We start from the raw sequence: 21,393 nt of genomic DNA, 5'->3' as shown, positions 1-21,393 counted from the left end.
CTTGGCGCCCTCGGCAAGCTTGTTCGTGGCGTCCCTGGTGCCTTCCTTCACCTTGTCCGCCACCTCCCAGCTCGAAGGACGGCACGCGGGTGCCTTTCTTCGTGTCCCCGTGAAGCAGGGCTCCGGCGCTGGAGGCGCTGTTCCCCGGCTACGACGTGGCCGGGCGTCTCCGGCTACTTCCAGCTCACCGTCGCTCCGGCCACGTCCGTCACCCAGACGTACCTCTACACGACCAACGCCGCCGCTCCGGCGGGTGCCGCAAGAGGATGGCGCCGCCAGCGGCAGTCGCCGTGGGGCGGTCCGAACCGTAGACGGCTCCACGGCGGCGCTGCTCAGGGGAAGGTCCGGAGCGACGAGGGGAAGGCGTGAGCGCGCGGTGCGCCGTGCTCGAAGAGCTCCTGGAGGAGCCGGCAGCGCTCGGGTTCGACGGAGGCGTCACAGGTGGAGGCTTCCTGCCGGAGCTGCTCGAGCGGGACGAGCGAGGAATCCACCGGGCGCATGGCGCGGGAGGAGTAGGCCCACGCATTGCCCACCTGATGCGCGGGCTGTTCGTCCGCGTGACAGAGCGCGCATGACGTGACGCCGGGCTGGAACATGACCTTCGTGTACGGAGCCTCGGGTGGCACGTCCGCCTCGATGGGGAATGCCAGCTCTCCCTTGATGGAGCGGCCGGAGTCATCGAGCTGGCTGAACTCGACGACCTCCGCTCCCGGTCCCTCGGGGACGACCGAGAGGATGAGCGGACCCGAGAACAGGAAGATGCGAGGGCTGCGCCGGCCGTTCGCGGGCTGCGCGCTGGTGACGCTCTCCGTGGCGCTCACCCGCAGGGGGCGGTCCAGGCTCTCCACGAGGCAGGCGACGGAGGTGGGGCGCGGCAGGGAATTGATGAGCGCTACCGCCTCCTCGATGGTTCCAGGTGAGCCCGTGGCACCGTTCGAGGGAACGCAGTCGCGGGGCGCCTCATCCGTGGGAGCCGGACCGCCGGAGGCGCCGCAGGCCGCCAGCACGGCCATCGCCACCATTGCGAACACCTTCTGTTGCCACCTGCGCTTCACGTGTGACCTCCGGGATGCCTCATTCGCCCGCGGGGGCTCTGGCGCGAGCTTCCCACGCGAGAAGCTTTGTTACGCCTTCAGCGAAGCCCTGTCGATGGAGAGGGGCACTCCGAGGGCACACGAGTCCACGCCAGGGATGCGAGCTCGAAACCGCCTGGTCAGCGGGAGTCACGGCGTGGGTTGTTGTGTTTATTGTTTGTCTTTCTGTCATCGCCTCATCCCAACACGTCATGGGTTCCTCGCGCGAGAAGAGGGCATGAACAGGAACGCCAGCTCTCGGAAATGGTCCCCGAGGGCCCGCTGTCAGCTCTCCTCTTCTCGAGTAGTCGCCGAAGACGATGACGTGGAGCGTTCGATTTCCTCGAGAGCAGGTTGCTGTAGTACTCCAGCACGCCATGACGTCCAGACACTCCGCCCAGAAGACTCTCGCCCTGCTGACTCTCGCGCTCGTGCTGCTGTCCGCCTGCGGCGACGCCGAGCACGCGGCCGACGCCGGGACACCGGAGCCCGATGCGGGCACGGATGCGGGCCTGGACGCGGGCACCGACGCCGGCACACGTCCCGAGGTGCCCGCCATTCCCCGGGAGCAGGTGATGCTCGGAGGGCAGAGCTACCTCGCGTACCAGCGCCCGGGTGACACCTTCCGCATCGTCTGCCAGGAGCCCTGCCCCATCGACGAGGAGTACATCTTCGCCCGCTACGCGGGCTTCCTCGCGGTGAAGGACGAGCTGCTGGCACTCACTGGCATCGACGTGCTGCCCCAGAGGGTGCCGGTGGACATCCACCTCGCTGGCGACAGTCTCTGCGGGACGTCGGGCACGCTGGCGGGGGCCTCCTTCATGAACTTCAGCGCTGGCGGACCGGGCCCGGGGTCGAACGTCTGCCTTCTTTCCCGAGGCGACGTCGATCAGGTCGAGCTTCACCTCGACCTGGTCAGGCCGGCCTGACCACTGGGTGACTCGGTCCTCCCAGTGCACGAGGGTGGGACGGACGAAAAGGAAGCTCACGGAGCAGGCGACGCGTGCCTTGCCTTCCGGCCCCCGCCGACGCGCGCCAGGTACTCGCGCGCCCGGGCGAGCGCCTCGCGATTGTCCTCCGTCTCCTTCAACTTCACCGCGCGCTCCAGCGCGGCCCTGGCGGCGTCCAGGCGTCCGGCGTGGAAGGACGCCACGCCGACGGCACTCAGGGCGTCCACCAGCTTCGGGTCCTCGGGCTTCAATTCCTTCTCACGGTCGGCGAGGGCCCGCTCCGCCGTGGCCAGTGCCTCGGGGTACTGGCGCAGCTCGAGCAGGATGCCGGTGATATCCAACAAGAGGCCCGGCACATCGCGCCCGCCCGCGTCTTCAGCCTTCTCGGCGAGCGCGAGCGCCCTGCGGTACGCCGCGAGTGCTTCGGCGCGGCGGCCCTGCCGGGCGAGCACGTCGCCCAGCCCCTCCACGCTGGAGCTGGAGGCGACGGCGTCGGGCCCGAAGGCCTTGGCAATCAGGGCGATGGCCCGCTCGAACGACTCCTTCGCGGCGGCGTACTCCTTGCGCATGAGGTACGTCCGGCCCAGCGCGTTGAGGGCGAGGCAGACGCTGGCGTGCCCGGGGCCCATCACCTTCTCGAAGAGGGCGCGCGCGCGCTGGAGCACCTGGAGCGACTCGTCGAGCCGTCCCGAGTACGCGAAGGACCTGCCCAGCCGTATCAGGATGAGTCCCACGTCGTAGTGCTCGGGGCCATGCAGCTTCTCGGCGAGCGCGAGCGCGCGCTCCCCGAACTGGATGGACCGGGCGTAGTCGTCGCGCTGGTACTCGAGCATGGCCATCACGCCGTAGAGCTTGACGACCAGGGGATGCTCCCCGAGCGACGCCGCGTCCATGATGTCGAGCGCGCGCTGGAAGTACGGCAGCACCTCCTCGGGGCTGTGCTTGATGTAGAGCACGTTTCCGAGGTTGAACAACGTCATGGCCACCTTCGGGTGCCAGGGCCCGAAGGCCTTCTCCTGGATGGCCAACGCCTTCAGGTGGTCCTCGCGGGCCTCGCCATACCGCGCGAGGGTCGCGGAGACCGCGCCCGCATCGCTGAGCGTCTGCGCCAGGTCGGGGTGGTCCTCGGGCAGCAGCCGGTTGTAGATGGCGAGCGCCTCCTGCAGCTGCGCCAGGGCCTCCGGGTACTCCCCCTTCGCATTCAGCACGGCACCACGGTTCGCCAGCAGCCGCGCCTGCTCCAGCTCCGCGTTGCCCAGGCGGACGATGGCCGCGTTCGCATGCTCCCCCAGCGTGAGCGCCTCGTCGAAGCGGAACAGCCTGCGACCGACGACCTGGACGAGCGACGTCCAGGCCCGCGCGGCGGTGACATCATCGCGCCCCGCCTCCGCGGCGAACAGCGCCTCGCGCAGCGTCTTCTCCGCGACCTTGTAGTCTCCCGCCTGGTCCTCGGCCTCGCCCTGGAGCAGCCCCAGCTGGGCCTCCAGCGGCTTGTAGCCCGTGGCGCGGGCCTCCACGCGCGCCGCGCCCGCCACCGCGATGGCGTCCTTGTACCGTCCCGCGCCATACAGCGCCCGGGCCTCGGCCGCCTTCACGGCCAGGGCATCCACCCTCGCGCGCACCGCCGGGTCCGTCGGAGGCGGCACCTTCGCGCTCAGCGCCTGGAGGTCCGCGCAGCCGGCCAGCGGCGTCAGCCCGCGTGCCGCCTCCACCGCGCGCTCCACGATGCCCCGGTCGGCCCGGGTGAAGAACGTCCCGAGCGCCCTCACCTGCTCCAGCCGCTCGTCGAGGCACATCATCCGCAACGCCTGGTGCTCGGCCAGCTGCTCCTTGCGCACCTGGGTCGCCTCGCACGCGTCGCGGCGGGCCGCCACCCAGTCCCGCGTGTACCCGTCGAGGATGGTCGTGGCCCTGCGAGCGGCATCCTCCGCGTAGGGCACGCCGGTGGCGAGGAACGCGTCGTTCACTGCGCGCCGCCGCGCATCGTCCCAGACGCCCACCAACTGCTGCTCACCGCCCGCGCACACCTGGCTCGGCCCCCGTCCCAGCGCGAAGGCCCCGAGCGCGCCGACGACGAGCAGCAGCAGCACGCCCGCCACCAGGCGCGGCCGGCGCCAGGGCGCGACCTCCCGTGGCGCGAGCACCGCGAGCAGCGCATCCATCGAGGGGAAGCGGTCCTCCTCGCGCGGGCTGAGCGCCCGGAGCAGGGCCTTGCGCACCGGCTCCGGGACGGCGCCGCTCGCGGGAGGCTCCGCGGGGCCCCGGGCCTTGCGCTCGGCCAGCGCCTCCAGCGTCTTCTCCTCGAAGGGGCGCCGCCGGTAGAGCGCCTCGTATAGCGCGACGGCGAAGCTGAACTGGTCCGCGAGCGGGCCGGCCCGCTCCCCGCGGTGTTGCTCCGGCGCCATGTACAGCGGCGTGCCCTGCACCCCGGCGGTGCGGATGTCCGTCGCGGAGCCCGCGTCCGCCGGCGCGTCCTTCCCGGCGGGCTCCTCCGTCCAGCCGGCGAGGCCGAAGTCCGCCACGCGCACGCGGCCGTCCGTGCCCACCATGACGTTGGCGGGCTTGAAGTCCCGGTGCACCAGCCCCGCCGCGTGCGCCGCCGCCAGCCCCCGTCCCGCCTGGATGAAGCGCTCCAACACGGTGCTGGCCGGATGGGGCCCGGCGTCGAGCCACGCCGAGAGCGGCTGGCCGTCCACGTACTCCATGGCGATGAAGACCTGGCCGTCGTCACTGCCCACGTCGTAGATGGTGACGACATGGGGATGTGACAGCCGCGCGGAGATGCGCGCCTCGCGCAGGAGCCGGGCAGACGCCAGGTCCACGCCCAGGCGCGCCGCCAGGTCCGCCCGTAGCACCTTGAGCGCCACCTTGCGGTGCAGCGCGGAGTCGTGCGCGGCATACACCACGCCCATGCCGCCCCGGCCGAGCACCTCCAGCAGCGTATAGCGCCCCAGCTGCGCGCCCCGCTCGGGCGGAGCGGGCACCCCGGCGGACGCGCCCGGTGCACCGCTCCCAGGAACGGAGTCCCTCGCCGCGGCCACCACCAGCGAGCGGCACACGTCGCACGTGTCGATGTGCGCGTCGAGCGCGTTGGCCTCCGAGCTCGGCAGCTGGCCCTCGACGAAGGCCACGATGGTCTTCTCTGAAGGGTGCTTCATCACCGCCCCATGCCGGTCCCCGCACACTATACCGGGGACCGGCACCGCTCCCGGCTGCCGTGCTGCTCGCCGCGAGGTATGGCCAGAAGGTCCCGCTGGACTGAAACCTCGCGGGACCCAGGCCGGCTCAGGGCTCGGGGAAGCCGCCGCGCACCCACGCGTTGGCGACGTCTCTGCTGAACTTGAAGTTCATGGGCACGCGATGCTTCGCGACGGTCGCGCCCGCGTCGTCGATGGCCGAGAGCAGCGCGTGGGGCTCATACTCATCGGCCACGAGCTCGAGCCGGACCTCGTACCAGCGGCCCTCCCAGGCGATGGAGAGCTTCCGGGTCATGGCCTGGTCGCGCTGTCGCGCGGAGCGGTCGAGGACCTCCGAGGCCGTTTTCACGAAGGTCGCGAACGCCGGCGCATCGAAGGGCTTGGGGTTCTTCTTGTCGCGGCCCATCACCCACGGACTGATGAGGACGGGCTCGGCGAGCCCCTGCTTGCGGATTTCCACGGCCCAGCCGTCGTCCTCCTCGTTCTTGATGACCCTGGCCGTCCAGCCGTTCTTCCGCCAGAACGTGGGCTCCATCACTTCGGGCTCGGCAGGCGTGCGCTCGTCGCTCATGGCGTTCCTCATACCCTCCGGTGGCCATTTATTCGCCAGAGAAGTAGCCGTCCCCGCGCGAGCGCCCGCGGCCCGTGAAGCTGCCCCGCGGAACGGGGCAACTTCAAGTTTCCGCCGAACCGCTACCCCGGCATGGACGTGCTCGTTGGCGGCAAGCGCTTTGATGCGCTGCAAGTCGGCGTGCGTGTGCTGTGGGAGATCATGACCCATGAATTTGACACGTACTCGCTCTTTCTTCGGAATCAGGTGGCGCGCGATCATGTGGATGAGATGCGGGAAGATCGCGAAATTGCTGCGGCCTGTGGATATGACTTCGTTGTTGGGGTTAGCAGCGCCGCGCACAAGAAGGCGCTGCTCGATTTGGCTCCCGACCTTGAACCCAATGTCGTCGTTACGGGGTGCAAACGATGACCACGCAAGCTCGCCTCCATTTCGCCCTCTACTCGCCCGCGCTCGAGAACGACGATGGCCGCACGCTCGCTGTTGTCCATGGGATTGAGCGGGCTCTTCCAGGTTTGCGCCTAAAGTGGGAAGTAGGCAAAGGAGGGCGCCCCATCGAATTACCGCAGCGCGACGCTTGGCTCTCTGAGGCGGCAACACGCGGAAAGTTCCCGTTGCTATGCAACGGCGACGAGAGCTACCCCGTGACGATTACCGGGTTGAAAACACCCGCGAGTCAGGCACCGGGAGGCCAGCCGCTGCTCGATGTCCATGCGGACCTGCCGCTAGACGCGACTGTTATCGCTGCGGCATCGAGTGTGTTGGAGGGTGTTGCCGAAGGCGCTCGCGCGTTCTGGGGGCATTCCTCGTCGGAGGGTTACGGCTCGGAAGTCGCGCAGCAGATGCGCCGCTCAGATCATGGACCGGAGCGTTCACCCCGTGGGCTTCCCATGCTCAAACCCCCAGAGAAAATCCGCTCACCTGAGATTCCCTATTATCTCGGGTGGCTGAACTACTGGTCTGCGGCTGCCGCGCAGGCCATCGGATTCCCGGACCCGACCCGCGATGCCGAACTGCTCACGCGGGCGCGGCGCACGTCGTCGGGTGGGTGGGTCGTGCAGCTCACGGACGCGCCGCTCGACCTGGACAACCCCGCCCACCTGGACGCGCTGAAGCGGGCCTATGAGCGCTTCCCGGAGATCGGCGGGCGCTCGGCGCCTTGACCCTCTGCTCGGGGCCCCCCTGCGCGCGTGCCGGCAATGGTAGGGCGCCCATCCGGGAGGTCATGCACCATTGCTGCAACCTACACCGGTGAGCGTCAAGGAAGATGTCGCGTGAGAGGGTTCAGCCGATGCGCTTCATCTCCTGCACTGCCGGGGTGAGGTTTGGAGAGGGGCCGAGACGGACACGGCCCGCTGGCGTCCAGTCTCGCGTGTCGCGACCCCAGCGCTCGGGGTGACGGACTCGGGCGCGCTGGTACAGTTGGTGGCGTCGAGCCAGCAGCGCCGCCTCGCGGCCGAAGTGTCTGTCGTCAGGCGTGACGAAGCGGATGGCCGAGTGCCGGTGCTCGGTCTTGTACCAGGCCACGAAGCGCATCACCCAGGCACGCGCGTCCTCGACGGACGCGAAGGGGCGCTGCGGGAAGGTGGGGCGGTACTTCAACGTGCGGAAGAGGGCCTCGGAGACGGGGTTATCGTCCGAGACGCGGGGCCGGCTGAAGGACGGGGTGACGCCCAGCCACTGCAGGGTGGCCAGCAACGTGGCGCCCTTCATCGGACCACCGTAGTCCGAGTGCAGCACCAGCCCCTCGGGACAGCCAGCTTGCTGCCAGCAGCGGCGGCTGAAGGGCCTCGACGCGCTCGGCTGCTCAAAAACAAAACCCCGTGGCACCTTGCTGGCGCCACGGGGCTCGTTCTTCTCAGTGGAGGCGGCGGGAATCGAACCCGCAGACAGGGCGATAGGAAACCTCAGGCAGGACACGCTGTTACCCACTATCGCCTTGATCTCACGTCGGTTCGTTGTGCCGCCCTATCCCGGCTTCCCCCGTCTTGTCCCGTTCTCATCCCCGCTGGAGGGGCACACTGGGGGCACATGCGGCCCCACAGGGTCAACCCGCTCACGGACGCGAGCGGCCCGAGTTCCCCAGTCTCGCAGGGCTCACGTGAAGCCCGTGCGAGCCTGACGGCAGCGTATGCCCTGGCGAGGTGGAACTGGGGAGGGGCAGGTGAAGGAGCGGGGGTGGGCGTACCGGCGGATGCAGCCGGAGGGGACGTTGCTGTACGAGGCTGTAAGGGAGAACCTTGCCACGCTACTGGCGGAGGCGAGCGACGTGGGGCGCGGTCTGCCACGGTACGTGAAGCGGGACTTCGCCAGGCACCTGGAGTGCGGCGTGCTGGTGCACGGATTCCCGCGGGTGCGCTGCGAGAGTTGTAAGGACGGACTGCTCGTCGCCTTCTCGTGCAAGGGGCGAGGGGGGCCCCTCCTGCAACGCGAAGCGGGCTCAGGTGACGGCGGTGCACTTGGTGGAGCGGGTGCTGCCGCACGTACCCTACCGTCGTGGCGTTGGCCTTCAGGTTTCGGCGAAGCCGACCCTTGACGCACCCGGGCACGCGGGCCCCGACGTGATCGAAGCTGCGATCCGAAGGGGTGGCCCGCGAGCGATCCAATGGGGTGGCCCGTCACACTTCGACGTGTTCGCCTGCGTGAGGCGTGGAGGCAGGCTTAAGGGGCTTTGGCGTACGTGAAGGGGGGCCTCCGAGGCGAGGGCGATGCTGGAGCACCTGGGCTCGCCCACGGCATGTGCGAGGTTGGACCCGGCACGAGGGCCACCCCTGGCCGAGTGGTGTTGAGGCTCAAGACAGCCAACAGGCCCAGGCCCCTGCCACGTACCTGATGGGAGCACGGCCTGGGCAAGCGTGTACCCCAAGGGGCTGCGCGGCCTGTCCACCGGCCGGGAGCAGCGCTCGGGCGGCCCCGTCAGCGGCCCTCCTCGGCCCCTCTGCACCCTCCCTCCCCTCAACAGGGCCCCCATCCCTCTTATGCGCTCTCCCTCCCCCTCAACAGGGCCCCCATCCCTCTTATACGTCCAAGCGGGGTGTGGGCGGCCGCAACAGGGCAAGGCCGTCAGCGCGGCCCAAGTCCCAGCTGACGCCCGGCAGCCTTTTGCTTTTCGTCCGACGCCGCCATCTTGGCCTTGAGGCTCGCCAGCGCCTCGCGTGCGTTGATGAGTTCCTGCGCGGCGCCCTCGACTTCCGCCGCGACGTGGTCGGCCGCCGCCGCCAATGTGTCCTTGTTCACAGGGTGACCGCCTTCCTCCCGAAGGCTCTTGAGCGACTGCAACAGCTCCAAGTCAGCACGGAGCTTCTCTTTGGCCGTTTCCAGCCTGCGGGTTGCGATGTCCATCGGCGTCGGCATCAGCGTCTCCATGGGAAAGGGACCAGGGGTTCCTGTCCTGCCCTCAGGCGGTTGTCAATCATCCGCGACTGCCGGGAGCCGGGACCGTGCAGTCCTCGCCGCAGCCGGCCGGTGTGGGCCTTCGGGGGTGTCCTCGGGGGCATGGCCGAGCTGCTCAACCTTGCCACCGACACCGTAGAAGTCGTCCCGGACAGCGAGGTGGCGGAGCGCGTGCGCTCCGGCGCGTACGCCTTGCCCAAGGGGCTGGTGGAGGTGCGCGGGCCGGACGGGCAGCGCGGTACCGTCCCCGCCGAGAATGCCGCCGGCACCTTCTCCATGGGCTGGGGCTACGTCAGCCCCGAGGAGGCCGAGAAGGAGCGCCAGGAGAAGGAGTACGGCAGCCGCGACGTGGAGGCCTTCGCCACCGGCGTGGCGCGCGGGGCCACCCTGGGGCTGTCCGACAAGGCACTCACCGCTCCTGCCACGCACCTGATGGGAGCGCGGCCTGGGCAGGCGTGTGCCCCAAGGGGGCTCAAGCGACCTGTCCACCGGCCGGGAGCATCGCTCGGGCGGCCCCGTCAGCGGCCCTCCTCGGCCCCTCTGCACCCTCCCTCCCCCTCAACAGGGCCCCCATCCCTCTTATGCGCGGGCCGTCTCTTTTCTCCAATTTTTCGGCTCGGCCTTGCAAATAACCCCTCACTACCATGCGCTGGTGCCGGAAGGCGTCTTCGTGCCGGGCGAAGGCAGGCAGCGTAGTCAACCTGTCCACCGAGGCGAGTGAGGCTCACACGTTTGGTAGAGGCTTTAAGCTCCGAGTACAGCATTGTAAAATCGATTAAACTCTTCATCCCGTATCTTAAGCGCAGCTATATCCGCTTGATAAGCGGCTAACTGGTATTGCTCGATCCTGAACTTTCCGCCCTTGCGGCGGAGGCTCTCCGGATCAAGGCCCAGCCAGGTTTCGATCGATGGATTCGGGATGGAAGCAACCCAGTCTTTGAATTCCAGCCCGTTCGAGAGCATGGCGGATGTTCCGATAGGGTCGTTATCACCGTCGGCCACGATCAGTACCTTGGAGTCGGAGCGGAAAGTACTCCGCAGCGCATTGGCAACGCGCGGGATGGTTAGCTTGCCCATCGCAGTCAATATCTTGATTGAGCGATCAGAGCCGGCTGTCGCTAGGATACGTTCGACAAGCGTGGCTATAACCACACGATCGGAATCCCCTTCGCAAACGATCAAAAGGTCAGCTGCCGCGGGCTCAACCGGCTTAGTAGCCAGAACTCGGTCCGTGACGTGGTCGAAGCGCAGGTGATCGATGTCAATGGTGCGCGTCTTCTCAGCTGTGACGAGTTCGCCCTCGGCTGGGAAATAAACAGCCCCCTCCTCTGAGGCTTTGCGGAGCTTCAGCTTCAGAACCTTCTTGAAGCCATTGCCGCGTACGATGGCCGCGTCCATGTCGCGTCGATCGACCAGAATCACATTGAGGCCCTTGCCAAGGATGAGTGCATCGACGGCGTCGTCTGCGTATCCCGACATGGATATGAAGATGCCGATCGTGCCCGCGAGCTTCCCGTCCACCTTGCCCTTGAACTGATAGAGCGTTGAGGCTGGCAGCGGGTCAGCGTGCCATTTGGCCTCAAGCAAGTAAATGCGTCCGTCAAGATAAATCGAGCCATCGATCTGTTCCCCTGCGGGCCGATAGCCGGCCCGCGGCTCAAGTTCGTCGAGTGCAAAGAGATTATTTAGCAGCCGCTCAAACGCAAAGCCTCGCCGACGTTTCGCGACTCCAGTCGACTCAACGGGCAAGCTCAAGAGCTCTTCGTATTCCCTTCTAATTGCGTCGAAGCTGTTCATTTGATCACACAGGAGAGCAAACGGCTGATTGCGGAAAGAAGCACCTCATTCACGGCGACCGAACTTCGCGGGCGCAACGAATGAAAAGTATAGGACGGATAGGAACCCTGTTGAATGCGGCGGGCTGGTGAAGAGGGGCGAAGAAGGGCCGCTGGAGGGGGACACGAGGGCTGTGCACCGAGCCGGAGCAGAGGCTGTGCCGCCCCTCGGGGCACATGCCGGCCCAGGCGGCACATCCAGACGGCAGGGCGCAAGGGCATGGGCTTCCATGTCACCGTGGGAGCTTGGGCTCAACACTACGCGCTCTGGGGGGACCCTGTGCCGGTGCCACGAGCTTCGCAAGCCGCGAGGGCAATGCCAGGTGCTCCAGAATGGCGCTCCCTGCAGCGGCGAGGCCGAGCGAGGAGGAGGCACCCGCGGCAGCGACAGCAGTGGTGGGCACCTGCGGCAGGTGTCAGCGCGCACCGAGGCTCGCCTGGGCGGGACTGCTGCGCCGCGTTTTCAAGGTGGACGTCTTCTCCTGCTCCTCGGCCCCTCTGCACCCTCCCCCTCAACAGGGCCCCCATCTTTCCTTGGCGTCTGTTTACTCGAGCGATGCGGCCCTCCACCGGGCGCGGTCGTCACCTCGTCCGGGTGGCGCGACGAAGCGGCAGCCGTCCGCGAGCCTCCGGATGGCTCCGTCGCCGTCAAAAGCTCACCTGAGCTGAGCGAAGCAGTGAGAGGCACGGTGATGCCGCCCTCATCTTCCGGCACCTCCAGTTCCCACAGCTTGTCGCCCGCCTCTACGAGCGCTCGCTGAACTTCTCTCACGGCGTCTTCGCCCGTGTAGGGCCCCAACTGCGCCAGTCTCGCACTCATGACGGTTTCCAGCTCGGCAGCCGTGGCGAAGCGCTCAGCGGGGTTGCGCCTCAGCAGCGTGTGAAGGATGTCCCGGAGTGGCACGGGCAGTCCTTCCGCCGCGCGCTCTACGTCCTCGGAGCGATAGGCCATGGCGCACCAGATGGCGTCCTCGGCAAACGGCGGCAGTTCCGTCACCATGGACGCCACCGAGGCCGCGAGCGCCTGCTCCCGTTCCTCTGGCGATAGCCGCGCCTCCACATCCTCAATGCGCAGGTGGCCCGGGTCATAGAGGTGCCTCCCGGTGGCGAACTCCAGCAACGTGAGCCCCAGGGAGAACAGGTCAGCCCGTGCGTCCACAACCTCACCCAGCAACATCTCCGGCGCGGCGTAGAGAACTTCGCCCTGGGGACGAGGGAGCGAGGTGGCTAACCGCCCCGCCAATCGCGAGAGGGCCACCCCGAAGTCTGTCAGCCTCACCTCGCCGTGCGGGCCCATGCGAATGCGGGCCGGGTTCACGTCTCGGTTGACGATGCCCAGCGGCACGCCCGCGTCATCCGTGCGCGTGTGCGCGTAGTCCAAGGCCGCTGCGACTTCCGCGCCCACGTAGAGGATGAACGCCTCGGAGAAGTAGCGCCCGCACGCCTGGGCCACGCTCAGCAGCGTGTTGAGCGTCAGCCCTTCGACGTTCTCCATCGCCACGCATAGGCCGTACTCCATTTCAAAAAGGCCGTGGACGCGGGCGATGCGCGGGTGCTGGAGGTACTGCGCCAGCCTGACCTCTTCCTCCAGCCGAGCACGGGTGCGCCGGTACTTCTCGGTCAGGTTCGCCACGTGCGGGACGGGCACGCACTTGAGCACCACACAGGGACCCAGCCGCTTTCCCGTGCGGGTCTGGGCGAGGAGGATTCGCTCGCCAACACGCCCTTGCCCCAGGTCCCGGAAGAACTCGTAGGCGGTGTCGCCATTCGTGAATAGGACAACGCTCCCGGCACGCCGAGAGTCAGACGGATTGGACATGGGCGGGAAGCTCCGGTGCCCGCGCGAGAGGGATTCGCGCAAAGGCACGCACAAGGTAATGCCAGCCCATGCCAGGAGGAACGACGTGATAGGTCAAAAAACTTGGAATTCCACTTCACTTCGAGTGAAGAAAAGAGACCCCGAACTGCAAAGGAGCTTTACGCGCTCCGAGAGAGCTACGGCCAGCGCTCGACGAAGTAGGCTGGGAACGTCCGATTGAGTTCCGCTGCCCCGGGCTTCGAGTTGTCCCCCTTCTCCATGTACCCCCGCTTGCCCAGGACGATGCAGACCGGCACGGTGCGGCCGTCGGGGAGCTGTGCCTCGGTGTAGCGGCCCACGGCCACCTCGCCGCTCGTCCACAGGTAGCCCGACACCAGCGTTCCTACGGGGAACCCTTTCCGGGTGCTGATCCGCACTACTCCGGTCACAGGCCCATCAGCGTAGACACCCGATTCACCGTGCGCGCCGGGCTGGCGCCTGTCCAGGGTGAGCATCACCGAGTCGCCCGGCTCCAAGCTCAGCCCCTCCTTGCGCTCCCAGTTGAACATGACATCGCGCGCCTCTGAGGGGCAGTCAGCGGGCTCGGGGCGAACCTGGGCACCCGGGCAGCCCAACTGGAGAGCTGCGGCAGCGGTCGCGCCCAGGCAGGTCTTGAAGAAGTCCGCCCACGGCGACGGAGGCCAGCTCGGGCGGGAGGCCAGGGCCTTCGGCTTTCTGGCGGTGGACTCGGCGGGGTTGGGCATCGGAGAGGGAGCGCGCTTCACGGGAGGGCTTTCCTTCTGGACAGGGGCGGGAGGGGGCAAAGCTACCCCAGGGGACGACGCTGCGGGCGCTGGAGGCGAGGTGGCGGCCACCGCGCGGGAGCCGGCATCTCGCGCGACGGAAGGCGGGGCGGGTGCCTGGACCTCCGGAGCTTGCGCCACCGGGGGCGTAGAGGGGCGCAGCAGTGCGTAGGCCGCCAGTGCCGCCACGCCGAGTGCCACAGCGGCCACCGCGCTCGCTACGCGCCGCCGTGGGGGGCGGGACGTCACTTGCGGCTCCTCCTCCGGCGCGGCGGGGGTGAGCTGGAGGTGTGGCGAGGGAACATGCAGGGGCACCACCCACTCACCGCCTTGTTGCGACAGCAACGCTTCCAGTTCCCGGCGCATGACTTCGGCCGTAGACGCTCGCTTCTCCGGCTGACGGGCAATGAAGTGCAGGACCACAGTGCTCAGCGGCTCGGGCACTCGCGGGTTGAGGGTATGGGGCGCGGGTGGCAGCCACTGGCCCCCCACCAGCACACGCGGCGACTCGCTGGCTGGCTGCGCATTCGTCAGCACGTCATAGAGGCAGATGCCCAGCGCGTACACGTCATCGGTCGCCTTGAACTCGTAGCGTGCGCCATGCTCGTCCCCGTGCTCGCGCAGGAAACTCGACGCCTCGGGAGAGCGATAGCGACGGGTGCCGGGCGGCAGCGGAGTGTCTGTCAACTCCGGGGCCAGCGTGTAGTCCCCCGCGCTGAAATCCAGGATGAAGGGCTCACCGTCCGAGGCGCGCACGAGGATGTTGCCCAGCTTCAAGTCCCGGTGAAAGACGCCCCGCGCGTGCAGGTGGGCCAGCGCCGCCGCGAGCTTGGCGAACACGCGCACCACCTCGCGCGCCGTCGGGTGCATCTTCTCCACCCACTCGCCCAGCGTGTAGCCGTCCACGTAGTCGAGGACGACGTAGAGCCAGCCCTTGGCCACATCAGGCCAGCGCCCGTGGGCGTGGACGCGCACGATGTTGGGATGGCCGCTGACCTGGACGAGGCACACCATCTCCCGCATCAGTCGTGCATCCGCCTGCTCCGCGTCCCCGCTGCTGGCGCGGTGCATGGCGATCTTCATCGCGAAGCGCTGGCCGTCCTTCTCCACGAGGTAGACGGCGCCGTAGGTGCCCGAGCCCAGCAGCCGCAGCACACGCCAGCCGTCTACCATCTGCCCGGGTTGCAGGTGGGCGGGGTTCGTCGCGTTCAGCATGGGGCATTTCTAGAATGCGAGACGCGGGATGAGAAGGCGCCGGGCGCCCTCGCTGTCGCGCAGATCCAACCGGAGGGCCGTGCCTGTCGGCCAACTTGGGGCTCCGGTTTCCACCACCACGAGGGCCGTCCCGCCCGGCTCAATCCGCGGCTCCCGCATTCGCACCGCAAGCACGTTGATGCGCTCCCCGCTCGCGACGGTGACAAGCCGCGCCTCGGAAGGTGTCCAGGGCCTCGCGCCGGTGTTGCGCACCGCTATCGCCAAAGCGGCCCAGGCGCTCGACCGGTAGGCGACCACTTCTTCGGCCACCAGACGGTCCTCCCCCTGACCTGAACTCGCTTCAGGCCTTCCGGCCTGGACTCCCTTCTCGTCCAACAGTCCCGCGAAGATCATCCCGGCCGGGCCGCTCGCCATGCTGCGCCTCCGGAGCGCTTCCAGCTCGGAATCCTTGGCTGCACACGCCGCGCGAACCTCGTCCAGCTCGGCCTGCACTGCCTCTGCCGTGCGTTGCAGACGCGACACCGTCACCTGGCCGTCCACCTCGGAAGCGTGCGTGACGAGCGAGAACACGGCGCGGTCCGGGGCGAGCCCATCCGCAAACGGTACGGTCATCTCCACGCTCTGCTTGGGTGCCAGTTCCATTGCCGGCTTGAGCACAATGCTGCGGCTGTTGACCTCGAACAGCGCGAACCGGTCTCTGGGTGCACTGAGCGTCACCGTGTCGCGGTCCACGGGTGAGTCGAACTCCAGGGTTGTGAGGTAGTCGGGCGCGACGTGCAGCTCCACCGGCTTGTCGGCTGTGGCAACGGAGAGTGCCACACGGCGCCGCTTCAGTTCGCGCCCGCGCGTAGCGTTCGGGGCCTGGGCCATGGCCTTCGCGCCCAGCAGGGGGACAGACAGCAGAACGAGCCGACGTGGGACAGAAGGCACCGGCGGACAACCTCCGAAGAACTGCGCCCAACCTAGCAGGTGAGGCGCGGGTTCCGTTCGACTGAGCACGCCCCACCGCGAGCGGGGACGCATATCCCTCCGCCACGCGGCTCGCGGACTTCTCGGCAGGAGGGGTGTTCGTGGAGCCCTCCGAGCTCACGGGCGTGAAGGAGACGCTCTACTCCATGCCAGTTCATCCCGGCGCACTCAATGCTCGTCCCCGTTCCGTCAGGACGTATCGGGGACGAGCCCGCCGGGCTTCGAAGTACGGTGCGGCGGGATCGAACTCCGCCGCTCGACAGCTACGTCAGACGGGTCAGCCTCCACCAGGCGGCCTTGTTCTGAGATCTGATGGGCGGGAAGGTGTCCCCCTTGTCGAGAGGAATCACCTGCTCATTGGCTGTCGGTGCAGGGGCCCACACATTGTCCGCGTACCGCACGAACGTGTAATCGCCCTTGGTCTCGCACTTGTCACCTGTCTTGAATTCCTGTCCCACGGTCGCCATTGGCTTCTCCTTGGTTGTTTCAAGACACAAGCTAGAGCCTTGAGTTGGAGAGCCATATCCCCCCGTTCGGGGGGAGTGCCCGTGTCTCGGCTGGCCGCGCGCACCACTCGCGTCCTCGACCTGGGCCTCTTGGCGGAGGAGGCACGCGAGAACGCGATGCATGCAGCCTGCCCGAGCGCTGGGCGGGTCCTTCTGGCAGATGGGCTCGCTCCGTCCCCGAAGTGCCTCAGGAGCGCCGGGCCCGAGCGATGAGCTCGGCTCGGCTATGCACGTTCAACTTCCGGTAGGCCCCGTGGACGTAGTCCTTCGCCGTTTCCTCGGCGATCCCCAGCGCGTGGGCGATCTGTTTGTCTGCCTTGCCCTGAACAACGAGGACTGCCGCCTGGAACTCCCTGCGCGACAGTTTCCCCCGCCAGGCTTCGGGGATTTCGTTGACCTCTCGGAGCCGAAGTTCCCACAATTCGCGCCCCTCGATGCGAGGCAGCCGGGTAAAGCTCACTTCCAAGGCACTCATCGCTCGCTCTTCCCGCCACGAGTCCGAGGTGGGCGTGAGAAGGACGCTCCTCGCCATGAGCGCGTCCATCCGCGCGCTCATGGCCCGAGGAATTCCTCGTTCGTCCCGGTCGGAGCGCGAGGGGAACCATTTCTCCAACAGCGATGTGACGGCTCCCGTCCGGAAGAACTCCCGTCTGGCGTCCAGCACGATGGCGTTGGCCCCCTCCTGGCGAAGCATCTCCTCCAGGAGTTGGTTGTGAGCGGACAGCGCGCCGAATCGCGCGAAGTTCTGGAACGCTCCCGACAGGGCGGGAGTCAGTTTTTGTAACAAACGCCGACCTTCCGCACGGAAAGGCTGGGTTTGGTCACTGTACAGCGCGACCGCACCGCTCCCCATCTGGCGCTCGGCAGCCAGCAAGACCGCGAGGACATGCCGCAAGCCCAGGTGCGACTCCCGGCTGCGCCGAAACGTCTCCGTCTCTTCGAGCTTCCGGCCTCGAAGCATCTCCGTGTCGCTGAAAGCCGTGTTGGGATGCTGCGAGAGCCACTGGAAGACGAAGTCGCCCTGGTACCATTGGTAATAGCTCTGGAGGAAATGCCCCGTCGTGCTCGCCTTCCACTCGAACCCTGTGGGAAGGTCAGGATGCATCCAGCAGAACGCCACATGGTCAGCGTGAAAGAGCTTCGCCAGAAGCGACTCTGTGCGCTCCTGGAACTGCGCGAGGCTTCGTGACTCGGCCAATCCGCACATCAAGTCGAGCACCACCCGCTGCGGCAACCGGCTCATGGCACGGGTCCTCCAACACTCGAAGCGTAGCCCCAGGGTTGCACCGTCTTATCCACCGGGGGTGAGCATCCGCACGCCCTCAATGCACGTGTGTTGTCTCGGCTGTCTGGAACTGGCCGAAAGGGGCGACTCCGATGGGCAGCTCGGGTCAGGCCTCCAGCAGCGGCGGAAGGACCTCGACGCGCTCGGCTGCTCAAAAACAAACCCCGTGGCACCTTGCTGGCGCCACGGGGCTCGTTCTTCTCAGTGGAGGCGGCGGGAATCGAACCCGCGTCCGAAAGCCTTCCGCTCTTCGACCCTACGTGCGTAGTCCGCGATTTGCTACGTCCCTGAGGCTCCCACGGACGGGATACTCAGAGCCGGTCCTGGAAAGGTCTCGCTACCTCGGGCCCAGGCACCCTCGGCAGCCAGCCCGCATTATGACGGTCCGTCCCAACCCCACGGGCCGAGAGCTGGGGGACCGCGCACTAGAAGCTGTTGTTAGGCAGCCAGCGCGAGCTCAACGTTGTCGTTGGCTTTTGTGTTCTTGCCGGGTTGGATTTACGAGCTACCAGACAAGCTCGGCACGCGTCTCGAACTTCAATGCCCCCGTCGAAACCAGGTCGCCCCCGGTAGGTTGACTCACTGCGACTTCTCGCGGGCTGCGTCACCCGCGCTTCCTCACATTAACCGCTGACGGGGGGCCGTCAATCCTCCTGACTGTCCCGGCTCTCACTTCGGCGCACGCCGCCGGACACTCGCGCCACAAGCCGCCCCCTCCACGGCCGAGCCGTCGTAGGGTCCCCACCCCGCCGGGTCTCATCGTCACAGCCCGGCCCACGAGGACCCCGAATGAGACGACTGCTCCCCCTCCTGCTGCTCCTGCTGGGCACCGCCCTCCCGGCCGCCGCCCAGTCCGGGCCCACCGCCTCCTTCCCCTACACGCTCAACACCGAGAAGCTCCCCAACGGCCTCACCGTGGTGCGCGTGCCCTACCCGTCCCAGGGCATCATCGCCTACGTCACCGTCGTGCGCGTGGGCTCGCGCAACGAGGTGGAGCCCGGCAAGACGGGCTTCGCCCACTTCTTCGAGCACATGATGTTCAAGGGCACGAAGAACAACCCGGAGGGCACGCGCGAGAAGGTGATGGGCACCTTCGGTTTCGACGACAACGCCTTCACCTCCGACGACATCACCGTCTACTACTCCTACGGCCCCACCGCCGGGCTGCCCAAGCTCATCGAGCTGGAGGCGGACCGCTTCCGCAACCTCGAGTACGCCGAGCCCGCCTTCCAGACGGAGGCGCTCGCGGTGCTCGGCGAGTACCACAAGAACGCCGCCGCGCCGTACCTCAAGATGGAGGAGGAGCTGAACGCCGCCGCCTTCACGCGCCACACGTACCGGCACACCACCCTGGGCTTCTACGACGACATCAAGGCCATGCCCCAGGCCTACCAGTACAGCCGCGAGTTCTTCCAGCGCTGGTACACCCCCGACAACACGATGCTCTTCATCGTCGGTGACTTCGACGATGCGAAGGTGATGCAGCTGGTGCGTGAGAACTACGGCCCGTGGGACCGCAAGGTCGCCAGCGTGACGGTGCCCACCGAGCCGCCGCAGACGGGCCCGCGCACCGCGCACATCGACTGGCCGCAGCCCACGCAGCCCCGCCAGGTCCTGGCCTGGCGCACGCCGGCCGCGTCCGTCACCACCATGGACGCCGCGATTCAGACGGTGCTCGTGGACTACCTCACCGGCCCCACCAGCCCCGCGTACAAGTCGCTGGTGCTGGAGAAGCAGCTCGTGGAGGAGATTGGCAGCGACTACTCCGCGCACAGGGACCCGAACCTCTTCAGCCTCACCGCCACCCTCAAGAACGAGAAGGACCGCGACACCGTGCGGCTCGCCCTCTTGAAGGAGGTGAGCAACCTCGCCGCCGGCAAGGTGGACGCCGCGCGCGTGAAGGCCATCCAGGACCACGAGCGCTACGGCACGCTGATGTCGCTGCAGACGCCGCGCGACGTGGGCATCCGCCTCGCGCTGAACGCCGGCATCCTCGGCACGCCCGACGGGCTCCAGCTCCACCTGCAGAACCTCTCCAAGGTGAAGCCCGCGCAGCTCCAGGACTTCGCCAAGAAGTACCTCACCGCCAACAGACTCATCCTGCTCAGCCTCACCCCCAAGACGGCCGGCGCCGGAGGGACGAAGTGATGAAGATGCGTGCTCTCGTTTCGCTCGCCGCGCTGCTGGGCCTCGCCGGCTGCGCCTCGTCGCAGAAGCCGCCCGTGGACTCCAACGAGCCGCCCCCGGCGGTGCCCTCCTCCGCCGCGCTGACGGAAGCGCCACCCGCGCAGGCCCAGGCGCCCGCGCGGCCCGAGGCCGTGCCCGCGGTGCCGCTGCGGCAGCCGAAGCCCATGGAGCTCGTGGTGCTGGCCCGCCAGGACACGCCCATCGTCGCCTTCCGGCTCGTCTTCCACTCGGGCTCGGTGGATGACCCGAAGGGCAAGGAGGGGCTCACGGACCTGACGTCCGCGCTGATGGCCCAGGGTGGCACGCAGAAGCTCACCTCGGCGCAGCTGTTGGACGCGCTCTACCCCATGGCCGCGCAGCTGGGCGTGTACACGGACAAGGAGTTCACCGCCTTCTCCGGGCGCGTCCACAAGGACTTCCTGCCGCGCTTCCTCGACATCTTCACCGACGTCGTCCTCAACCCGCGCCTGGACGCTGGCGAGCTGGAGCGCCTGCGCGCCAACGCCATCAGCGACGTGGAGAACGGCCTGCGCAGCGCCAATGACGAGGCGCTCGGCAAGGTGGCGCTCGACGCACTGCTGTACCAGGGCCACCCGTACGCGCACTACGTGGGCGGCACCGTGCAGGGGCTGAAGGCGATTACGCTCGACGACGTGAAGGCCCACGCCCGCCGCGTCTTCACGCAGGACCGGCTCGTCATCGGCCTCGCCGGCCCGGTGGATGACGCGCTGAAGCAGACCCTCACGCAGCGCCTGTCCACGCTGCCCGCGCAGGGCGCCGCGCGCGTGGAGTTGCCGCCGGTGCCCACCACGGCTGGCCGCGCCGTCATCATCCAGAAGCCCACGCTCTCCACCGCCATCAGCATGGGCTACGTCACGCCGGTGCGGCGCGGGGACCCGGACTTCTTCCCGCTCGCGCTCGCCTTCTCCCACCTGGGCGAGCACCGCCAGTTCCTCGGCGTGCTCTTCAACGAGCTGCGCGAGAAGCGCGGCCTCAACTACGGCAACTACGCCTACGCGGAGAACTTCATCGAGGACCCCGGCTCCACGTACAACCGCACCAACATCGCCCGCACGCAGCAGCTCCACTCCATCTGGATTCGCCCGGTGGTGCCCGTCAACGGCGTCTTCGCCACGCGCGGCGCGGTGTACTTCCTCGACGCGCTGGTGAAGGAGGGCATCGACCCGGAGCGCTTCGCCCTGATGAAGGGCTACCTCCAGGGCTACACCCGCCTCTGGGAGCAGACGGACCAGCGGCGCCTGGGCTACGCCATCGACTCGCTCTTCTACGGCGCGCCCAACTTCCTGGAGCAGTACCGTCAGGCACTCAACACCATGACGCCGCAGACGGTGCAGGAGGCGCTGCGCCGCCACGTCCACCCGGACGCGCTCAACTTCGCCTTCGTCACCCAGGACGCCGAAGGGCTCGCGCAGGCGCTGCGCGCAGGTCCGCCCTCGCCCATCAAGTACGCCTCGCCCAAGGACGAGGCGCTGCTCAATCAGGACGAGGCCATCTCCACGTTCAAGCTGCCCCTGCGCCCGGATGCGATTGAAATCGTCCCCGCGCAGAGTGTGATGGAGAAATAAGACGGGGCTGTATTTGATACCGGAG

The 21,393-nt window shown here is 67.8% G+C and carries 17 protein-coding genes, 1 other RNA gene and 1 pseudogene; 6 read left to right on the top strand and 13 right to left on the bottom strand.

Going from position 1 to position 21,393, the window contains the following annotated elements; genetic code table 11:
* Positions 1-332: 332 nt before the first annotated feature.
* Positions 333-1,055, bottom strand: coding sequence for a hypothetical protein (locus ACVTJA_RS13565; RefSeq protein ID WP_465836776.1), 723 nt, complete (start codon positions 1,053-1,055; stop codon positions 333-335).
* Between the two features lie 395 nt (positions 1,056-1,450).
* On the opposite strand from ACVTJA_RS13565, the gene ACVTJA_RS13560 reads away from it, so the two are divergent.
* Positions 1,451-2,002 (top strand): hypothetical protein, encoded by a 552-nt coding sequence (locus tag ACVTJA_RS13560; protein ID WP_465836775.1) that lies wholly within the window; start codon positions 1,451-1,453, stop codon positions 2,000-2,002.
* A 56-nt stretch (positions 2,003-2,058) separates the two neighbouring features.
* On the opposite strand, the gene ACVTJA_RS13555 is transcribed toward ACVTJA_RS13560, so the two are convergent.
* Both ACVTJA_RS13555 and ACVTJA_RS13550 read right to left on the bottom strand, forming a co-directional pair.
* Positions 2,059-5,181, bottom strand: a complete 3,123-nt coding sequence (locus ACVTJA_RS13555; protein WP_465836774.1) for a serine/threonine-protein kinase — start codon at positions 5,179-5,181, stop codon at positions 2,059-2,061.
* Between the two features lie 127 nt (positions 5,182-5,308).
* Positions 5,309-5,791 (bottom strand): hypothetical protein, encoded by a 483-nt coding sequence (locus tag ACVTJA_RS13550; protein ID WP_465836773.1) that lies wholly within the window; start codon positions 5,789-5,791, stop codon positions 5,309-5,311.
* A gap of 132 nt (positions 5,792-5,923) precedes the next feature.
* On the opposite strand from ACVTJA_RS13550, the gene ACVTJA_RS13545 reads away from it, so the two are divergent.
* On the top strand, positions 5,924-6,202 hold the full coding sequence (locus ACVTJA_RS13545; protein WP_465836772.1) for a DUF6310 domain-containing protein: 279 nt from the start codon (positions 5,924-5,926) through the stop codon (positions 6,200-6,202).
* The gene (locus ACVTJA_RS13540; RefSeq protein WP_465836771.1) at positions 6,199-6,954 is read left to right on the top strand and encodes a DUF5953 family protein; all 756 of its coding nucleotides are present in this window, start codon (positions 6,199-6,201) and stop codon (positions 6,952-6,954) included. Before ACVTJA_RS13545 ends, ACVTJA_RS13540 begins: the two co-directional genes overlap by 4 nt.
* 121 nt (positions 6,955-7,075) lie before the next feature.
* Here the strand turns inward: ACVTJA_RS13540 and ACVTJA_RS13535 are convergent.
* From ACVTJA_RS13535 to ACVTJA_RS13525, 3 genes and pseudogenes are all read right to left on the bottom strand, one after another.
* Positions 7,076-7,531: pseudogene (locus ACVTJA_RS13535) on the bottom strand (integrase core domain-containing protein); the annotation flags it as partial.
* Positions 7,532-8,854: 1,323 nt separating this feature from the next.
* Positions 8,855-9,157 carry a hypothetical protein gene (locus ACVTJA_RS13530; RefSeq protein WP_465836770.1) on the bottom strand — a complete coding sequence of 101 codons (303 nt, stop codon included), beginning with the start codon at positions 9,155-9,157 and terminating at the stop codon, positions 8,855-8,857.
* Between the two features lie 314 nt (positions 9,158-9,471).
* The gene (locus ACVTJA_RS13525) at positions 9,472-9,597 is read right to left on the bottom strand and encodes a hypothetical protein (protein ID WP_465836769.1); all 126 of its coding nucleotides are present in this window, start codon (positions 9,595-9,597) and stop codon (positions 9,472-9,474) included.
* A 44-nt stretch (positions 9,598-9,641) separates the two neighbouring features.
* Between ACVTJA_RS13525 and ACVTJA_RS13520 the strand changes: the two genes are divergently transcribed.
* Entirely contained in the window at positions 9,642-9,905 is a 264-nt protein-coding gene (locus tag ACVTJA_RS13520; RefSeq protein ID WP_465836768.1) for a transposase, read from the top strand.
* A gap of 23 nt (positions 9,906-9,928) precedes the next feature.
* Here ACVTJA_RS13520 and ACVTJA_RS13515 read toward each other — a convergent pair whose 3' ends face one another.
* The 7 genes from ACVTJA_RS13515 to ssrA form a co-directional block, all read right to left on the bottom strand.
* A complete protein-coding gene (locus tag ACVTJA_RS13515; protein WP_465836767.1) occupies positions 9,929-10,981 on the bottom strand; it encodes a TOPRIM nucleotidyl transferase/hydrolase domain-containing protein in 1,053 nt (350 codons plus the stop codon).
* Positions 10,982-11,482: 501 nt separating this feature from the next.
* The gene (locus tag ACVTJA_RS13510) at positions 11,483-12,838 is read right to left on the bottom strand and encodes a serine/threonine protein kinase (RefSeq protein ID WP_465836766.1); all 1,356 of its coding nucleotides are present in this window, start codon (positions 12,836-12,838) and stop codon (positions 11,483-11,485) included.
* A 176-nt stretch (positions 12,839-13,014) separates the two neighbouring features.
* Entirely contained in the window at positions 13,015-14,835 is a 1,821-nt protein-coding gene (locus ACVTJA_RS13505) for a serine/threonine protein kinase (RefSeq protein WP_465836765.1), read from the bottom strand.
* Positions 14,836-14,844: 9 nt separating this feature from the next.
* Complete coding sequence (locus tag ACVTJA_RS13500) at positions 14,845-15,705, bottom strand: DUF2381 family protein (protein WP_465836764.1); 861 nt, start codon at positions 15,703-15,705, stop codon at positions 14,845-14,847.
* 362 nt (positions 15,706-16,067) lie between these two features.
* Entirely contained in the window at positions 16,068-16,271 is a 204-nt protein-coding gene (locus ACVTJA_RS13495) for a YjzC family protein (protein WP_465836763.1), read from the bottom strand.
* 226 nt (positions 16,272-16,497) lie between these two features.
* On the bottom strand, positions 16,498-17,553 hold the full coding sequence (locus tag ACVTJA_RS13490; protein ID WP_465836762.1) for a helix-turn-helix transcriptional regulator: 1,056 nt from the start codon (positions 17,551-17,553) through the stop codon (positions 16,498-16,500).
* A gap of 244 nt (positions 17,554-17,797) precedes the next feature.
* Positions 17,798-18,163: a transfer-messenger RNA gene (ssrA, locus tag ACVTJA_RS13485) on the bottom strand.
* A 221-nt stretch (positions 18,164-18,384) separates the two neighbouring features.
* On the opposite strand from ssrA, the gene ACVTJA_RS13480 reads away from it, so the two are divergent.
* Both ACVTJA_RS13480 and ACVTJA_RS13475 read left to right on the top strand, forming a co-directional pair.
* A complete protein-coding gene (locus tag ACVTJA_RS13480) occupies positions 18,385-19,743 on the top strand; it encodes a M16 family metallopeptidase (protein ID WP_465836761.1) in 1,359 nt (452 codons plus the stop codon).
* Positions 19,743-21,368, top strand: a complete 1,626-nt coding sequence (locus ACVTJA_RS13475; protein WP_465836760.1) for a M16 family metallopeptidase — start codon at positions 19,743-19,745, stop codon at positions 21,366-21,368. The genes ACVTJA_RS13480 and ACVTJA_RS13475 overlap by 1 nt, the downstream gene beginning before the upstream one ends.
* Positions 21,369-21,393: the final 25 nt, after the last annotated feature.

The organism is Pyxidicoccus sp. M6, from assembly GCF_055568925.1.
This window is presented reverse-complemented; position numbering and strand designations above follow the sequence as displayed.